Below are 18,181 nucleotides of genomic sequence, written 5' to 3' on the forward strand. Positions count from 1 at the left end.
TTCTCTCTCTCTTCTCAAACTCGTCTCGATAGGCTTCCCTGCGCCCATGTCCGGGAATCCCCTCTCTCCAAGCGATTCCGGAAACAAGGAGGTTCCGAGCAAGAGTCGAGCCACGATGAAAGGTGACTTAAAAATCAAGTGGGTGGCTGCTTTCTTTGAAAAAGTGTTCACGATCGAGCCAACTGCTGTAAAAAAAACTGACAGTGATCCGGGCCTTCACGAAAGGTTGATGTAGACTTGCCGCTTCACTAGCATTCCGATTCGTCAAAAGTCGATTGGTCATGGCAAGAGCAAGCCTTTTGAGCCGGCACGCGCTCCGGAACTGGACGCCCAGCATTTATCTGAAACTGATGGTTCCCTTTTCGGTGGTTTTGCTGGTGACAGCCGCTATCGCTTGGTGGCTCACGACGCGTATGTTTTCCATAGCGCTGGAGGAGCGTGTCAACGAACAGCTTACGAATGTCGCGACCGTCTTGGCCAAGGGCAATCTTCCGCTGACCGACGATTTGGTATTCAAGGTTCGGCAATTGCTCGAGACCGAAATCGTGCTGATACAAAGGGATGGCTATATCGCGATGTCGACCTGGGGTAATGGCCGGGATGAAGCACATCGCCAAATATCGAAAATCTTCGCGCAGTGTCCTCAGGAAAGTGGCTGTATACGCCCGATGCCGATGCAATTGCCAAGCGGTCTTTACAGTGTGGTTCTCAGGCTAGTTCCGGCAGGGCGCGACTCCCGCTATCGGGCGGTGGCCGTCCTGTCATCGCTTGCCGACGTTCAGTCGGCTACCCGCAATGCGGCGGTTTGGATCGGCGCAGCCACGCTGCTGGGGGGCATGCTGATCGCGTGGGCAGGTCAGCGGATTGCGGCGGGCATCATCAATCCGCTGCGCGATCTCGCTCGCATGGCCGAAAGACTCGCCGGAGGCGACAGGGATGTGCGCGTCGAGTCTCGTCGATCCGATGAGATCGGTGAATTGATGGGCGCTTTGAACACCATGGCGGAAAAACTCCAATCTTTCGAACAGGCCCTGTCGCGAAGAACCAGGCTGGAAGCCCTGGGCGAAATGTCCGCCCGTATCGCCCACGAGGTGAGAAACCCGCTCACGGCAATCAAATTGCAACTGCAACTGATGCAGGAGAATGTCGATGAGGCTCAGGCGGAACCGATACGACAAACGCTCGACGAGATCCGTCGTCTGGAATTGGTGGTCTCCGGTGCCCTGGACTTCGGGCGGCCCCGGAGTCTCGATCCGGTCGAGGTCGACCTGAACGATCTGGTCGGCGACGTAAGGCGCCTGTTCGGTCCGCAACTGCAACACCGGGCCATTGCTCTCGAATGCCGGCTCGACTCTTCGCTGCCGCAGGTTCGCTTGGATGCCGACCGCATCAAGCAGGTGTTGCTGAATCTGCTCGTCAATGCCGCCGAAGCAATGACGACGGGCGGGCTGATCCGAATCGGAACGTGCCGGACGGGAAGCGATCATGTCTCGTTAACGGTCGAGGATTCGGGTTCGGGGATCGATCCGTCGCGGATGGACTTGATTTTCACGCCGCTGCATACCGACAAAAAAGGTGGCTTCGGGCTAGGGTTGCCCATTTCCAAAGAGCTCGTCGAGCTCCATGGAGGCACTATAGAGATATCGCGAAGCGATTTGGGCGGTGCGCGTTTCGCCGTTTTGTTGCCGATTGAGTCGATCAGATGACCAAGATTCTGATCGCCGACGACGAACGCGCCATCTGCCTGGCATTCAGTCAGCTGCTGAAGCGGGACGGTTATGAGCCGCTCATCGCTTCCGGGGGACGGGAAGCGTTGGAATTGGTCGAGAGGGAGAAACCGGCGGCCGTTTTTCTCGATGTCAACATGCCGGATTTGAGCGGTCTGGATGCCCTCGCTCAAATCCGCGCACGCGATCCGCAACTGCCGGTCATCGTCATGACGGCTTACGGAACCATGCAAAGCGCAATGGAGGCGATGCGGCTCGGCGCGTTCGATTATCTCGGAAAACCTCTGGAACTGTCGCAGATTCGAACGTTGCTGCAGCGTGCCCTGTCGAGCCGTGCCGAATCTGCCGCCGGAATCCCTGCTGAGGCTAGCCTGGATACGAATGGCGAAGGTGTCATGATCGGTCAGAGCAAAGCGATGCAGGAAATCTTCAAGCTGATGTCCCTGCTAACCACTAACGATCTCACGATTCTGGTAACCGGAGAAAGCGGCGTGGGCAAGGAATTGGTCGCGCGCGGCATTCATTTCAATAGCCCTAGGCGCGAGCATCCCTTCGTCGCGGTCAATTGCGCCGCCTTGCCCGAGAACATCGTGGAAAGCGAATTGTTCGGCCATGAACGCGGCGCGTTTACCGGAGCGGAGGCGAGACGCATCGGTCGATTCGAAGCGGCCGGCGAGGGTACGCTGTTTCTCGACGAAATCGGAGAACTTCCCCTTCAATTGCAGGGCAAGCTATTAAGGGTTTTACAGGAGCGAAACTTCGAGCGTGTCGGCAGCGTCGCGTCGATTCCATTTAAAGCCAGACTTATCGCCGCCACCAACCGGAATCTGGATGTCGAAACGGCCGCGGGGCGGTTTCGCGAAGATCTCTATTTTCGGCTCAAACTGATTACGGTCGAAATCCCGCCGTTACGAACGCGCCGCGAAGATATCGCGTTACTGGCTCGGCATTTTCTTGGACAGGCAAACAACGAACTCGGCCGGCAAATCACGGGTATAGAGGCCGACGCCATGAAAGCCATTCAAGCCCACGACTGGCCGGGAAATGTCAGGGAGCTGGAACATACGATCAAGCGTGCGGTGTTGCTCTGCCGGGGCAATTCGTTAAGCCTGCACGAACTCGGTATAAAACCGAAGGCTCGCACGGACGGCCATTCCCTGGATTCCACGGATTTGGACGATTTACTGGATGCCGCCCGGCGCGCGCTGCGCGACGCCATTAACGTCGATGGACCCAAAGATTCGACTTTGGGGGTTTTTTATACAGTGATCGAAGCGGTCGAACGCGCGATTATCGACGAGGCTCTGCAAATCACGAAAGGAAATCAGGTAGCCGCTTCTGAACTTTTGGGCCTGCACCGCACGACCTTGAGAAAAAAATATTTCCCCTCCTGATGCAAAATTGTACAGCGGTACTTGTTTCCTTCTCGGATTCGAATTCCGCAGCTGTACCGGCTTTACAAGCGGTTTTGAGTAAAGACCGAAAAAGGCGTCTGTACAAAAAACCGACACGCCAACGACCCGTCGTCAGCGTGCCCAAGAAAACCAGGTGATCTAAGTGTCGGAATTTACGGCAGATTCAGTCTTGAATCGGTGAGCTTTAAAACTTGGTCTATAGTTTGCTCTAAAATCAATCGAAAACTCTCTTCTCACGAAAGCCGACTCAATCTCTCTCCTGGGTCGGCTACTTTCTGGAACGGGTGAGCCGTGCGCGTTCTGGCTCGGAGTCCAAATTCCGACAGAGACACCTGCGCAGGTCCGGCGTCCGTACATCCAAGCCGCACGCTCGCCGGAGTTTCAAAGCCGGTAAACACCTGGGGCTGCTGGATCTACGGTCAGTGAGTTCTGTTGGTCAGCCCTCTGACTTTTTGCCTGGTACGCATCGAGCGGCCTATTCGCTTCCGCAGCGGTCGTCCGCGCCTGAAAAGGATCGTGCCTCGATCAAAACGATAATAAGGTTTCATAAAAATGGTCTCGAAAACTGGAGTTTTCATAATCGGTGCCTTGGGGGACATCGCAAACACGCTGTTCGTGGGGTGTTCGGCGATACGGCGGGGATTAGTCTCCGGCGCCGGACTCGTCACAGACCTGACGCCTTTTGCCGATCTGAATTTGGTTGCCTTGGAGAATCTCGAATTCGGCGGGCACGACATTGCCGAGGGCTCCGTGCCGGAGTCCGCCGACCGCATTTACCGCGAGTCGCGGACCTTTTCGCGGGAAATTCTGGATGCGGTTCAGGCCGATCTGCAACGCATCAACGGTAACGTCGTCATCGATTCCTCCCTGCAATGGAACGTATTGAGTCCGTCAGACCGTCTGCCGCCGCTCGATGCGCTGATTGAACGGATGCGGGGCTATCTGCGCGGCTTCATCGACAAATTCGGTTTCGATCGTGTGGTGCTGGTCAATCTGACATCGGCCGAGCCGAATCCGCCGCTATCTGAATATCACCTGGATTTGACCGCTTTCGAAAGACTCCTGAACGAGGACAGAAAGGATTTGATTTCGCCGGGCATGGCCTGGGTCTACGCGGGCTTTTCCGAAGGCTGCGCTTACGTCAACTTCACCCCCAATCTGGGCGCGAACGTGGCGGCTCTGCAGCAGCTCGCCGAGGCGAAAGGCGTATCGTACTGCGGCAACGACGGTAAAACCGGCGAAACGCTGGTGAAAACCGCGCTGGCGCCGATGTTCGCCTGCCGCAACCTTCGCGTCATGAGCTGGGAGGGCTATAACCTGCTCGGCAATAACGACGGGCGGACACTGAACGATCCCGACAACAGCAAAGCGAAAATCGGCAATAAGGAAGCCGTTCTGGAGAGAATACTCGGTTATCCGGTTCAAGCGGGAGTCTCCATCAATTTCGTGCCTTCCTTGGGCGATTGGAAAACGGCGTGGGACTTGATCCACTTTCAGGGATTCATGGATGTGCCCATGACGATGCAGTTCACCTGGCAAGGCTGCGATTCCATACTGGCCGCTCCCTTGGTACTGGATCTGATCCGTCTGATCCATTTCGCCGGCTGTCAAGGAGAGTCCGGACCGACGCCACACCTCGCCAGTTTCTTCAAGAATCCGATCGGCGTGGCCGAGCAGTCGTTATCCGCCCAGTTCGGGCTGTTGCTCGAGTACGTCGAGCGCCATCGGTCCAAAATTGCAGCCAAGTCAGGCGGTAAGAACCTCGCCGGATTAAGGGCAGCGACTTAGGGAATTCACGGCTAACAGCACGAAGGATGATAGCCGGCTATGTGGCGCGGAAATCCACTGGTGGCCATGATCCCGCCGTATCTGCTGGGAATCGGGATCTCGCTGCTGATGACGCTCGATTTTTGGCGTGGCGGCGAATCGGGTTCTTCCACGCATGCGCTATTTCTGTATGCGATAGTCGGCACGGCGGTCGGCTATATTCTCTACCCTGTCAAATCGTCGGTTTGTTCTAGCCCGCTCCTGGCCATTTTCGTCTGGAGTTCCGGAGCCGCCATTAGCGTCTTTGCGTTTTGGCTCGTGGTTTCGGTCACCCTGGCCCTGCCGCTGGTCATTCGGCTCGGCCTGGCCATCGGACTGATCCAAGCCACCATTCTTCTCTTGAGACACGTGATCGGCCGACGTTTTTCACAAGCTCGCGCCGGCGTTCTCGTCGCGGCTCTGACGATACTCTGCGCCTCATCGCCAATATGGCTGAGCCCATGGCTGGAATGGTCGGGCGAGCACAGCCCGTTGATGGATCTGGCATTGGCCATGAGCCCGCCCACCTGCTTTGCCGTGGCGCTTGACTACGATTACTTGCGGAGCCCCTGGTTCTACAAGCACACGGCCTACGCCATGCACCGATACGAATACCCTTCGGCGGGCCTACTGATTTTCGTTTACGGATTCCTGTGTCTGGCTGCGGTACGGATAGACCGCCGATTCCGGAAAAGCAGTCCGAACGAACCGTTTGGAAAATTCCAACATGATACGTAATCGTCCGTTAATCCGAATAAAGAGCCAAACCATGAAATATCTGCCTATATTGGTCGCGTTGATGATGTCGGCGACGACGGTTTCCGCTGCCGCCAAGGAAACGAATAAATCGACGTCACGGAAAACCATCGAAAAGACCGTGATGCAGCAGGATGAAAAGCTCGCGGAAGAGGCCAAGCGTGCCATCGATCGAGGACTTCATTATCTGCGCGAGAATCAGGCGGAAGACGGTTCCTGGTCCAAGAACGTCGGCATAACCGCCCTGGCGCTGCGGGCATTTTTGGAAAGCCCCCGGAAATACACCGAGGACGACGGCGCTTTCATCACCAAGCCTGTCCAATACGTTCTATCCCGTGTTCGAGAGGACGGGGCGATCAGCGGTGAAATGCAGAATCTGAGCTACAACACAGCAGTCGCCATTACGGCGCTTCAGGCCACCGGAAATCCGAAGTATCAAGAGGCCATCAAAGGCGGCCAGAGTTTCCTGAAAAAACATCTGATCGACGAGGGGGAGGGCTATTCGAAGGACCATAAATATTATGGCGGCATAGGCTATGGCGGCGATGAACGCCCCGACCTCTCCAACGCCTACCTGGCGCTCGAGTCGCTGAAAGCCACGGCCTTGGATCCCAAGGACCCGGCCTGGGAAAAAGCCCTGGTGTTCATCAACCGCTGTCAAAACCGCAGCGAAAGCAACGACCAGACTTGGGCAGCCAACGACGGCGGCTTTACCTATATGCCCGGATACAGCCCGCACGAAGCCACCGCCTCCTATGGCGGCATGACCCACGCGGGTCTGCTCAGCTTGCTGTTTGCCGGCGCGGACAAGCAAGATCCACGCGTTCAGGCGGCTTACGACTGGATTCGTAACCATTACAGCGTCGACGAAAATCCCGGAGCGCCTAATAAGCAGGGTCTTTATTACTATTACAACGCTTTTGCGAAGAGCATGTACGCCTACGGGGAAGCGGAAATTACCGACGGGAAAGGAAGCAAGCACAATTGGCGGGAAGATTTGATGCGCAAGCTCGTCAGCCTTCAGAATCCCGACGGATCCTGGGTCAACTCGACCACGAAATGGTGGGAGGGCGACAAGAATCTGGTCACGGCATGGAGCATCATTGCGCTCAATTTGGCAGTGCGCTGAGTTTGACGCGATGATCGGCCGTCCGCTTCTGAAGTTGCTTCCCGTCTTCTTGGCGTTGAGCCTCGACGCGGGAGCGGACGAGCCGGAACAACTGACAGCGAAAATCGCTTGGGGCGGGTATTTTCGGAGCGGCGTCCGGACCGAGATCGGGCTCACCCTGATTTCCGCCGAGGGAGGCAGGGCCGCCGTTCGGCTCGTCTCCGGAGATACGGCCCCGATCGACGCGGCATTAGCGGTAGACCCCGGCACTCCCCGGTTTATCTCGATACCCGTCACGCCATCCGCGGAACAACCGATTCGGATAAGCGGTTTCCTGCCGAACCGTCGGACTTTCGAAGCGGAGATCGCGGCCTCGTACCCGATCAGCGGCAGGGCGGTGGCGGTCGCGGCCGAAGGCGTCGAGACAAATAGCCTATTGGAATCCCTGGCCGGAACCGCCGCGGTCATAAGCGCGCACGCGTCCGACTTGCCCAGAATGGCTCAATCCTACCAGGTCGTCGACATGATTCTCCTGGGCGACCGGGAATTCGCCGAGCTCGATCCGGAGCAGTTCGAGGCTCTGTCGGACTATCTCCGGGATTGCGGGCGTCTCGTATTTCTGGGAGCGGAGGAAACCTGGGAAAACCTCGAAGCCGAGGCGGGATGCGGAGGTGCGTTCGCTATCCGCGCCGAACATCCCGGCCAGGGGGCGGAGCTTGCCGGTGAACTGCTCGACCGCGCGCAGCCGTCTCTGCCCGGCATTCAAGATCTCCGGGATTTGTCCGCGGCGCAGCCTCCCATGGCCTTGCGCACGGCGGCCGTTCTATTGTTTTGTTATTTCACCGCCTTGAGCGTGGCCGGCCTCACATCGTCGCGTCCCTGGCCCCTGTTTTTATTGCCCTTGGCTTTCAGCGCCTTGGCCGCGGCTTTGCTGACCGGCAAGCCGCCGGAGATGCGGCTGACCGGCTGGACCGAAACCAGCGTGGGAGACGACAACGCTCGCTTCATCGCGCTCCTGACCGTGTCGGGCACCGGCCGCTGGCAAGGCAGGCTGCCGGCGCCGATCAAATTCTGGCTACCGAAGGCAGAGACCTACCCGGACATTCAATTGGACATCGACCGGCCCGAAACTCACGGGCTGGCGCTAAAGACCGAATTGTTTTCGTACGACGAGCTGCTGTTTCGGGGAACCATCCGCCGATTCCATCCGCCATTGACGCTCGATCTCGACCAGGATGCCGTCGCCGTCGCGAATCCCGGCGGAACGACTCAGCCGGCTGGACTGCTAGCCTGGGACGGCAAGCTGTTCGCTCTGCCGTCATTGCGTCCCGGCGAGCGCTGGTCTGCCGAGAACCAAGCTCCGGTCGCTCCTGACAGTCCCGAAGCCTACAAGCTGCGCCCCTACCTAAATCGGGATCGGATGGCGGCGCTGCTTATTCCCTATGCATCGCGCCTGTGGCGCGGGAACGAAGTGCCGGGCGATGCGGAATGGCTGCTTATCAAGGCCCGCTTATGAATTCGGTTCGCTTCGGTTTGTTGATGGCGCTGTTGTGCTGCGGACCCGTACTGATCTGGACGGCCGGACAATTAATGTCGGATTCGACGGCAGCGTCGGCGAAAACGGATGAGACGTTGAGAACTGCCGTCGAAGCGTTGTGGCTGGTTCAAGCTTGCGCGGCGGCGCTGATGGCAACGATGCCGGTCGAGAATGATCCGATTGAACACGCCCAAGGAATGCTGGCGTTCTGGCTCGTGCCGCTTCCCTTGCTTACCCTCGTTTGGGCAGGCGGTGCCGCGGATGCATGGATGTTGGCGAGAGGATTGGCGGCGGCTCTTGCATTCTCGTCGGCGCTTCTGGCCATTAATCGCGGGCTCGGGAGGATCAGTCACAGCTCTCCTTGGGCGTGGCACGGCGTCTTGAGTCTGGTGCTCGTCTATTTCGTCTGGCGGTTCGACAAGGTATGGCTCGGCTGGATCACCCATTAGCGCGTTTTTCACCCCGGTTTAGCGGTACGGGTCGGAAGATCGTAGGTCGGCAATCCATTGCCGACGCACAAGATCGGCAAGGGGTTTTGTCGGCAAAGGATTGCCGACCTACATTTGGGTTCCGCTACGCCGAATCGGAAAATGCACTAGTCGATTGCCCGAACCTTTCCGCGCTGCTTAAGACAACAGCCGCGCGGCTTCGGTGGTGCGGCGCGTGGAAGCTGTTCCGAATCGGGTCATGGTGTTCCGCTGTGCTTATGGCTCTGGCAGGGGCCGTTCATCTCGGGCTACGTCCGCTGCCGCTTTCTGCGACGTTTGCGATTTCATTACTGCCCGTACTGATTCCTCCCGTGTTTTTCATGTGCTTTTCCCGTTCCGATTATCGGAAAGCCGCAAAACGACTGGATGAAACATTCGACGGCAAGAACCTGTTCATTACGAGCCTCGATCTGGTGCTCCAGGATTCCGTCGACCGGAGCCGCATGAGGTTTTATGTGCTCGAGCAAGCTGAATTGTCCGCCGCCTCCTGGAAACAATATCCCGAGCGACTGCCCCGCCTCGAGGCCTGGTCCAATGCCTGGATACCGCTCGGACTGGGGCTGGGCGGCTTTTTCGTGCTGTTTTCCGGGGGCGCGGACCGAACATTTCCGGTTGCGGCCGATGGGAAGACGCCCCTTGAACAAGTCGGACAATTCACGCCGGAAAAGCCGATTTCGTTTTCCGAAAATCCCGATACCCACTCCAAGGTTTCGCAATTCGTTGCGGCGAGCAGTCTTCGTGAGGAAACGGAGCGAAATCCTCGACTAGCGCAGCCGCCGAAATCCCATACGAGCGAAACGCCGATTCGGAACGCCGCGAGTGCGAAAAACTCGGGACAGGAAACCGGGGGACGACAGTCCATAAGGTCCATGCCGTCGCCGGATCGATCCGGCGGGCAGTCGACGACATCGGATCACGTATCGCCCGATGATCGGGCCGCTCAAAAAACCTCTGCGGCGGGCGAGGGCTCGGATTTTTCGAGAACCTACGGCCGTAGCACGGAGCAAGCGGAACTCACGCTTCGTTGGACCGACCTCGAACGGGGCAAAGGCGAACACGCTTCGAACCGGCGCCGGGCGCTGAAGCACAGTTCGGTAACGCGGCCGGCATCGGGGGAGCTCGCACCGCCGTCCGGGGCGTCCAGACACGGAGAATCGCAAGCATTCGTTCCCTTGTCTCCGGCCATGCGCCGCTATTCGGACCGCTACTTTCAATTTTTGACGAAACACTCGGATTGACACCATGGCGCTATCGACTTCCCGTCGTGCGGACCCGGATATCGGAACGGCAATCAAGCATTTCCAGGATGATATGAATCGGCTGTGCGAATCCCTGGCCCGGGTCATCGTGGGCCAGGAAGCACTGATCCGGGATATGGTCAGCGCGATGCTGGCGGGCGGACACATTCTGCTCGAAGGCTATCCCGGCCTCGGCAAGACCCATCTGGCCAAGGGGCTGGCCTGCTGTATCGGGGTTCCCATGTCGCGGGTGCAATGCACGCCCGATCTGATGCCCGCCGATATCACCGGGAGCGAAGTCCTGCTGAGAGCCGAGGACGATCGCGAACACCGTCTGGAGTTCCGGCCGGGGCCGATTTTCGCGCCCATGGTACTGGTCGACGAGATCAATCGTGCGACTCCGAAGACGCAGGCGGCGCTGCTGGAAGCCATGCAGGAGCGGCAAGTGACCGCCGCCGGCAGAAGCCATCGTCTACCCGATCCGTTCTGGCTCATCGCCACCCAAAACCCGATCGAGATCGAAGGGACCTTTCCGCTTCCCGAGGCGCAAACCGATCGGTTTCTGTTCAAGTTGTCCGTGGGGTACCCGGCGGTGGACGCGATGCTCAGACTGATCGACATCTCCCTGGACGAAGAACCCACCGAAAACATGAACGCCGTGATCTCGCTTCAGCGGATCAGCGAGATGATGGCCTTGTGCCGCGAAGTCGTGATCGCCGACGAGATGAAGCGGGCGGCGGTTTCCTTGGTACTCGCCACTCATCCCGAGCACGGTGCGGGCAGCGAAGAGGCGCGCCGTCATTTTCGTTACGGCGCGAGTCCGCGGGGCTTGCAGGCTCTCTTGCGGGCCGCGCGCGTCCGAGCTTTGCAAAGCGGACGCGGGCACGTGGCTGCGGACGATATCGCCGGCGTGGCGCTGCCGGCTTTGCGGCACCGCGTACTCCTCAACATCGAAAGCGAAATGGACGGTATCGCGATCGACTCTGCACTGGAGAGAGTGATCGGCTCATGGCGACGTTCGATCTAGATGAATGCTTTATCGATGAGCCGACCCTCCGCAGACTTGCATCCGTAGCCGGACATCTGTTCCGCGGCCGGGCGGCGGCTCTGCCCGGACGTCGTCCGCGGCGAAGCCCCACCGCATCCGGCAACGATTTTCTGGGCTATCGCGACTATCGGGCGGGCGACGATCTGCGAGCCCTCGATTGGCGCGCTTCGGCGCGCGCCTGGCATCCCCAGGTGAAACAATTCGGAAGCGAATGCTCGACGCGTTGGTTCATCTGCCTGGATCGCAGCGCGTCCATGCGTTTGCCGGAAAGCGGCAAGTGGGCGCTGGCCTCGCATCTGACGGCAGCTTTCGCCTATGTACTGCTCCACGCGGGCAACCGGGTCGGTCTGATCGTCTTCAGCGGCGGAATCGATACGCTGTGCGCGTCCGGAAGCGGGCGGGAACAATACACCCGGCTGCTGGACGCCGTGCGCCGCTGCCGCCCTCGAGAGGAGGGAGGCGGCTCGAACCTGGCCGCCTGTATCCCCGCCCTGCGCGCCGACGCGTCCGTGTTGGTGATCAGCGACTTGCTGACGGAGGACGGCATGCGGCCCGCCTTGGACCTTCTGCTGCGGCGCGGCCACGAAGTGCAGGTCGTGCAGACGCTCTCGGCCGAGGAATGCACGCTGCATCGGACCGGGCCGACGCTTATCCGGGACGTCGAAAACGGCGTCAGTCTGCCCGTCGATGCTTCGGAATCCGGCCGAGCCGCCGCCCAAACTAGCTTAAACCGGTTTAGAGGATCGTCGGACGCGTATTGCCGTCGGCGCGGCATACCGTTCAGTTCGTGCGAGACCTCGCGGACCTGGGACCGATGGCTGATCGATCACATCCGAAAGCTCGAGGCCTCGAATGATTGAGTGGTCCTCGCCCGGCTGGCTCTGGGGCCTCGTCGTTCTGCCGCTGGTTTGGGCCTTGCACAAACTAAGGGCCAGACGCGGAGAACTTGCGGTGTCCGCCGTTTTTCTGTGGCGATTTGCGGCATCCGAAGAAACAACGGGAAGCCGCTGGAGTTCCGCCGATCCGGCGTGGCGCCGCCGTGCTCTGATCCTCGCCCTGCTGATTCTCGCCGAGGCCGGAGCCCGCTGGACCGATTCGCGCTCTATCGAAATCTGGCTGGACGACTCCGTAAGCATGCTGGTCGACGAGGGTGAAGCGAAGCGCCACGAGATGGCCTTGCAGGTTTTGCGCGAAGCCCTGGAAGACTTGTCTCCCTTCCGGGCGGTCATTCATTCGTTGACGTATCCCGGCCGTTCCGTCCGTTTTGATTCCTTATCCGCGAATCGCTGGGAAGGGGAAGTCGACAGTTGGTTTCAAGATCCCGGACCGGGTGTCCAGATGCCTCTGGCGATGGAAATGGGTCCCGACGCCGTTCATTGGCTGGTCACCGATGGGGCCGATTCCGATGTAAATCGCTGGGCGGATACCGCGCCATTGAGTCGTATCGTGCAAGTGGGCAGGGCGCGCGACAACCTGGCGCTCACCGCTCTCGCTCTGCGGCCGTCGCTCAAGAGCGAGAACGGATTGAACGGCGTTCTGGAATTGGCGAACACGGGCGATGCGGAAGCCCGGCGGACGATCGAGCTTTACGTGGGCGAACATATGCTTCGAAGCTGGTCGGTGGTCGTATCGAGCGGAGGCACCGAAACGCTTGCATTCGATCTGCCGGACCCGGTCGACGGTCCGCTCATCGCGCGCAGCAAACCGGCCGATGCGCTCGCTTACGACGACGAATTGGCCCTGGCTTATCCGCAAAGAATTCGTGCACGAGTTTTCGGCGCTTGCGGGCGTCACTTATCGACGGCCTTGAGCGTGCATCCCGCCCTGACGTTTCCATCGGGCGACGGAAACGATGTCGATCTCGCCGTCGTCTGCGGAAACGGCGAAGCCGGCGCGAGCCGGGCGCGGCTTCGTTTTCAACGAACGGGGCGTTCCCACACCCTCGGCAAACCGGTCCTGTGGACATCCGGGGCGCGAGAACTGAAACACGTGTTTCTCGACCACCGATGGCTACGCGCTTTTCCCGCCGGTGCGTTTGGCCCCGATTCCGGCAAGGCGCTCCTCGCTGCGGGATCGGAGTGGCTGATCGCCTCTAATGAAAATCCCAGTGAGATTGATGTTCGCCTCGACATGGAATTTCAGGCGTTCGCGGAACAGCCCGAATATCCCGTGCTGATCGCCGGATTGATCGAACGGCTCTTGCCGGAGGCGCGTCTCGACCGGGTGCATGCGGCCCGGCGCTCGAGCGGCGAATCGCGGATAGCCCCCTTACCGATGCCCGAACCGATGGCTGGGCCGGATCGGATTTCAGGCGGAGCCGGTGTCGATCTGAGTCCTTATCTGATCATCGGAGCGATTGGGCTGCTGGTGCTGGATATGCGGCGATGCATCGGGCGGGCGGAAAAATTCGCCAAGCCGGTTTGAACGCCCATGACCGGTGATATCCCGTCATCCCGCGCTCTGTACGCCCGCTTGGGCGTTTTGGGCCTTTTGCTGCTGGCTCTGTTCAATCCGACGATATCCCGGAATACCGCCATCGAAGAGTTTTTCATTCTCCTGGACGACTCCGCGAGCATGGGGAACGGACTCGATACGACATGGCCGGTGTTGGCGCAACAGCTCGCCGAAGCTCCGGGCGCGGAACTCCATATCATCCGTTTCGCCGCCGCAGCGGTCGACGATTACTCCGCATCCATAGACGGACAGAAAGGGCGGGAAAAATTACTGTCGTCACCGAGTTATCCCCGGCGGCTGCCCTTGGACCGTAGCGCCACCGATCTCGAGACGGCTTTGCGAGCCGCGCTCCGGCGGGTTCGCCCCGATCGGTCATCCGCCCTGCTGGTGGTCAGCGACATGCGTGAAACCCGTGGCCAAGCGGAACATGCCCTGAAAATAGCCGCCGCATCGAGTGTTCCGGTCTACGGCTTTATTCCATCCGGCGAAGCCGACCCTGGAGATGGCGCGATTCTGGACGTCCAATACCCGACTTACGTTCATGCCGGGCAGAAGATTCCTGTCATCGTTCGCGTATCCGGCTCTCCCTCGACGACGGGGCGGCTGGCCTTGCGGGTGAACGGGCAGGATCGCGAAAGCATCGAAATCGATTTCGGGCGACGGGGCGAAAACGTCGCCCAGATTCCGATCGACCCCTGCCCGCCGGGCATATGCAGGCTCGAATTCTCACTTGAATCCGGCACGGACCGGGATTTCAGCAATAACGCGCGTATCGCACTGATCAATGCAGTCGACCCGCGGCCCATCCTTTACGTCAGCTCGGCAAACCGCCCGCCGCCCGCCGCGCTCGGCTTACAGCGAATAGGGCGGGCCGTGCGGATCATCCCGCCGGTGGAGTTTCCCCGGCGTGAGCTCGACATGCAAAGCTGGGGCGCAGTGGTTTTGGACGACGTGGCCATCGGCGACATGGTTCCGGATGCCTGGTCGGCCTTGATCGACGGCGTGCGTCGGTCGGGGCTTGGGCTCCTGGTGCTGGGCGGTGCGAACAGCTTCGGCGCAGGCGCTTACCGCCATTCGGCCCTGGAGAAAATCTTGCCGGTGACGGCCGAAGGCCGGGACACCCAGCAGGCGGCATCGGTTTTATTCCTGCTCGACAAGTCGGGCAGCATGGACCAGGACCGCGGCGGAGTCAGCCGCTTGGGCATGGCCCGTCGAGCCGTGCTGGAAACGGTCCGGGGTTTATGGGAGAGGGACCGCGTAGGTCTCACCGTATTCGACGCCGGCGTTCACGAGGTCCTGCCTCTCGGCGTTTACGAGGAGCCGGCGAAAATGCTGGAACGGACTTTGGCCTTCACGCCTTCCGGCGGCACCCGCTTGCTGCCGGCCCTCGAATCGGCGGTCGAACGTTTGTCACACGACGGGACCGAAAGGCGCATCCTGGTGCTGGTCAGCGACGGCCGCTTCCTGGAGGGCGATTTCGGCGGCATCGAGAAAAAACTCGCGGACGCCGATATCGAAGTGATCGCTCTGGCAGTGGGCAACCAAGCTGCCATGCCCGCGCTCGAGCGGCTCGCCCGTATGGGGCGCGGCAAGGTCATGCATGTTCGGCAATTGGCCCAACTTCCCCGGCTCATGCGGCGCGAAGTGGAAAAATACCGCGATGCGGCGGAATTGGGAAAAGTCGCTCCCCAATCGCGAAAAACGCTGCCTTTCTTTACCGATGTCGTGTCCTGGCCGGTCTTGTCCGGGTATATGGTCACCAGCCCCCAGCCCGAAGCGACGGTCTTTCTGGAATCGCCGAACGGCGATCCGCTGCTGGCGGTCAGGCAGGTCGGCGGCGGTAAGGTCGCGGCTCTTCCGGCCGGCTTGAACGCGTGGGCCCCGGCTTGGCTGGCGTGGTCCGACTGGGGGCGTTTTTTCGGCGGTCTCATCGATTGGATCAGTGCCGCCACCCTCAGTCCCTTGCTGCATGCCCAAATCCATGACCGTCCGGGCCGTCTGGAGCTGGAACTCGAAGCTTTGGCTTCCGATAAGAGCGAGTGGGCCGAGTACCCGGCGGTTGAGTCCGTCGTCACCACGCCTTCGGGCGGCACGTACCGGATTCCCCTGAATCGCATCGCTCCCGGCCGCTATCGGGGCGATCTGCCGGTCAGTCTGCCGGGTATCTATCGCGCGGTATTCAAAGCCGGGGACCGGAGCCTGCAAACGGCGGCCCTGCATGAATCGGAGGAAGAGGCCGGTTCTTCCGGAAACGGCGAGTCCCTGGGGGATAGATGGTTTCGGGAGGGGCTGATTCGCCCTTGGCCGAGCGATGGCGAAATCGCCGTCGATTCGCCGGTCGCCGTGAGCTTGCGCCCCCTTTTGGCGGGGTTGGCGGGCGCGAGCTATCTGTTGCTGCTGGTTTGCGAAAGGGTCGGCGGTTTTCGGGGGTTTTTGTGCAAGAAGACAACAAAAAATGACTAAGCATCCCTTCACCTTCACATTGCTGACGATCAGCCTGATCAATGGATCTCCGGCCCGTGCCGATACGGCAAAGCGGGACTCACTATCGCCCGGAACCGAGTTCTTCGAATTTGCCCCGATCATGATCACCGGTACCCGGACCGATAAGCCCGCTTTCGATCTGCCTTACAGCACCGAGCGCGTCACCGACGGGGATATTCAGAACCGCCGCATGTCACGGACGGTGCCCGAAGCACTTAGCGGGATGCCGGGGGTTATGGTGCAAAAGACCGGCCACGGCCAGGGTTCGCCATTTCTGCGCGGCTTCACGGGTTTCCGGACCCTGTTCCTGATCGACGGCATCCGGCTCAATAATTCGGTCTTCCGCGACGGTCCCAACCAATACTGGAACACTGTCGATCCGCTCACCGTCCGGAGCTTGGAAGTCATCAAGGGGCCGAGTTCCGTGCTTTACGGCAGCGATGCCGTCGGCGGCACCGTCAATGCTTTGACCCGCGGCCGCGATGAGTACGGCGACGGTTTTCTGTGGGACCGGCGAGTCTATTATCGTTTCGCCGATGCCGAGGACTCCCACACCGGCCGGGCGGAAATCAGCGGCAGTTGGGATCAGCGCATCGGCTTCCTGGCCGGCGCGTCGATCAAGAGCTATGGAGATTTGGAGGCAGGCGAGCCTACCGGCAAGCAGCCGATGACCGGCTACGACGAGCAGGATGCCGATTTGAAGCTGGAGTATTTCCTCAATCCAGACCACAAGTTCGTGCTGGCTCATCAGAGGGTCGATCCGGACAATGCGTGGCGTACGCACAGAACCGCGTTCGGCAAGAGTTTCGCCGGCACTCAAGTCGGAACCGACCGGGAACTCTCCTTGGATCAGTATCGGGAGCTGACCTATCTCCAGTACCATGGCAGGAATTTCGATTCTTTCGTGGACGGCGCTCGGGTCAGCGTTTCCTATCATCTCCAGAGCGAGGACCAGTTGCGGGTCCGGAACAATCTTCGCAGCGAGCGAAACGGATTCGACGTGGGCACCACCGGCTTTTTCGCCCAGCTCGACAGTTTTAGCCCGGTGGGGTTTTGGACTTACGGCGTCGAGTACTACCATGACGAGGTGCGTTCCTATCAGAATAACTACAATGCCGCCGGGCGGTTGACATCGAAGGAAATTCAGGGCCCGGTCGCCGACGATGCGCGCTACGACACGCTGGGGGTCTTCGTTCAGGACGATATCAGGCTGATCGATTCGCTCGATTTGGTCATAGGCGGCCGTTACAACCACATCGAAGCGGGCGCCGATCGCGTCAAGGACCCCCTGACCGGCCGGCAGACACGGCTTGAAAGAAGCTGGGACAACGTGCTCGGGACTGTCCGAGCCACCTACCACGTCGACGATGCGGAACATTGGCACGTGTTCGGCGGCATCTCCCAAGGATTCCGCGCGCCGAACCTCTCCGACCTGACCCGCTTCGACATCGCCCGATCGGGGGAGTTGGAGACTCCGGCGCCAAATTTGAGGCCGGAAGACTTCATCGCCTACGAGTTCGGCATCAAGACCCAGCACGAAAACTTTTCGAGCCAGATTGCTTATTTTTACACCGACGTCGAAGACATGATCGTTCGAAAACCCACGGGCAGAACCGTGAACGGAAGCCGAGAGGTGACCAAGAGCAATGCCGGAGACGGATATATCCACGGCGTCGAAATCGCCGGGAGCTATCGGTTTCTGTCCCAGTTCACCGCGTTCGGCGCATTCACCTGGATGCACGGGCGTATCGACGGATATCCGTCGGCGAGTTCCTCTCCGACCGAGGAATACATCGATCGGCTGATGCCGATCATGGGCAACGTAGGGCTCCGATGGGATCATCCGGACGGCAAGTTATGGGCGGAAGGCGTGGTGACGGTCGCCGAGGAACAGGACCGGCTGAGTTCTTCCGATCGTGCCGACAATCAGCGCATTCCTCCGGGAGGAACGCCGGGCTACACGGTTTTGACGCTGCGCGGCGGCTGGCAAGTCTACCGCGACCTCAAGCTGAGCCTGGCCCTGGAAAACGTGACCGACGAAGACTACCGCATTCACGGATCGGGTCTGAATGAACCCGGCCGGAATTTCGTTTTGGCGGCCGACTGGAAGTTTTGATTGG

Annotated in this window: 13 protein-coding genes; all 13 read left to right on the forward strand. The window is 59.9% G+C overall.

Annotated features, from left to right (window positions below):
- Window positions 1–281: 281 nt before the first annotated feature.
- Window positions 282–1,706: a sensor histidine kinase gene (locus ACR2R1_RS22360; RefSeq protein WP_077728996.1), complete on the forward strand. Its 1,425-nt coding sequence runs from the start codon at window positions 282–284 to the stop codon at window positions 1,704–1,706.
- On the forward strand, window positions 1,703–3,121 hold the full coding sequence (locus ACR2R1_RS22365) for a sigma-54-dependent transcriptional regulator (protein ID WP_434112016.1): 1,419 nt from the start codon (window positions 1,703–1,705) through the stop codon (window positions 3,119–3,121). Before ACR2R1_RS22360 ends, ACR2R1_RS22365 begins: the two co-directional genes overlap by 4 nt.
- Window positions 3,122–3,694: 573 nt before the next feature.
- Window positions 3,695–4,930 (forward strand): inositol-3-phosphate synthase, encoded by a 1,236-nt coding sequence (locus ACR2R1_RS22370; protein WP_434112018.1) that lies wholly within the window; start codon window positions 3,695–3,697, stop codon window positions 4,928–4,930.
- A gap of 39 nt (window positions 4,931–4,969) precedes the next feature.
- Window positions 4,970–5,686 (forward strand): hypothetical protein, encoded by a 717-nt coding sequence (locus tag ACR2R1_RS22375; protein ID WP_086135347.1) that lies wholly within the window; start codon window positions 4,970–4,972, stop codon window positions 5,684–5,686.
- Window positions 5,687–5,717: 31 nt separating this feature from the next.
- Window positions 5,718–6,833 carry a prenyltransferase/squalene oxidase repeat-containing protein gene (locus ACR2R1_RS22380; protein WP_077729000.1) on the forward strand — a complete coding sequence of 372 codons (1,116 nt, stop codon included), beginning with the start codon at window positions 5,718–5,720 and terminating at the stop codon, window positions 6,831–6,833.
- A 10-nt stretch (window positions 6,834–6,843) separates the two neighbouring features.
- Window positions 6,844–8,328: a hypothetical protein gene (locus tag ACR2R1_RS22385; RefSeq protein WP_434112021.1), complete on the forward strand. Its 1,485-nt coding sequence runs from the start codon at window positions 6,844–6,846 to the stop codon at window positions 8,326–8,328.
- The gene (locus ACR2R1_RS22390; protein ID WP_434112023.1) at window positions 8,325–8,798 is read left to right on the forward strand and encodes a hypothetical protein; all 474 of its coding nucleotides are present in this window, start codon (window positions 8,325–8,327) and stop codon (window positions 8,796–8,798) included. The genes ACR2R1_RS22385 and ACR2R1_RS22390 overlap by 4 nt, the downstream gene beginning before the upstream one ends.
- A 257-nt stretch (window positions 8,799–9,055) precedes the next feature.
- Window positions 9,056–10,075, forward strand: coding sequence for a hypothetical protein (locus ACR2R1_RS22395; RefSeq protein ID WP_434112025.1), 1,020 nt, complete (start codon window positions 9,056–9,058; stop codon window positions 10,073–10,075).
- A 4-nt stretch (window positions 10,076–10,079) separates the two neighbouring features.
- Complete coding sequence (locus ACR2R1_RS22400) at window positions 10,080–11,102, forward strand: AAA family ATPase (protein ID WP_434112027.1); 1,023 nt, start codon at window positions 10,080–10,082, stop codon at window positions 11,100–11,102.
- Complete coding sequence (locus ACR2R1_RS22405; protein WP_434112029.1) at window positions 11,084–11,983, forward strand: DUF58 domain-containing protein; 900 nt, start codon at window positions 11,084–11,086, stop codon at window positions 11,981–11,983. The genes ACR2R1_RS22400 and ACR2R1_RS22405 overlap by 19 nt, the downstream gene beginning before the upstream one ends.
- Window positions 11,976–13,547: a BatA domain-containing protein gene (locus ACR2R1_RS22410; RefSeq protein WP_434112031.1), complete on the forward strand. Its 1,572-nt coding sequence runs from the start codon at window positions 11,976–11,978 to the stop codon at window positions 13,545–13,547. Before ACR2R1_RS22405 ends, ACR2R1_RS22410 begins: the two co-directional genes overlap by 8 nt.
- 6 nt (window positions 13,548–13,553) lie before the next feature.
- Window positions 13,554–16,040 (forward strand): VWA domain-containing protein, encoded by a 2,487-nt coding sequence (locus ACR2R1_RS22415; RefSeq protein WP_086135353.1) that lies wholly within the window; start codon window positions 13,554–13,556, stop codon window positions 16,038–16,040.
- Window positions 16,033–18,177, forward strand: a complete 2,145-nt coding sequence (locus ACR2R1_RS22420; RefSeq protein ID WP_434112033.1) for a TonB-dependent receptor — start codon at window positions 16,033–16,035, stop codon at window positions 18,175–18,177. The genes ACR2R1_RS22415 and ACR2R1_RS22420 overlap by 8 nt, the downstream gene beginning before the upstream one ends.
- Window positions 18,178–18,181: the final 4 nt, after the last annotated feature.

It is taken from the genome of Methylocaldum sp. GT1TLB, assembly GCF_051027445.1.
Lineage (GTDB): Bacteria > Pseudomonadota > Gammaproteobacteria > Methylococcales > Methylococcaceae > Methylocaldum.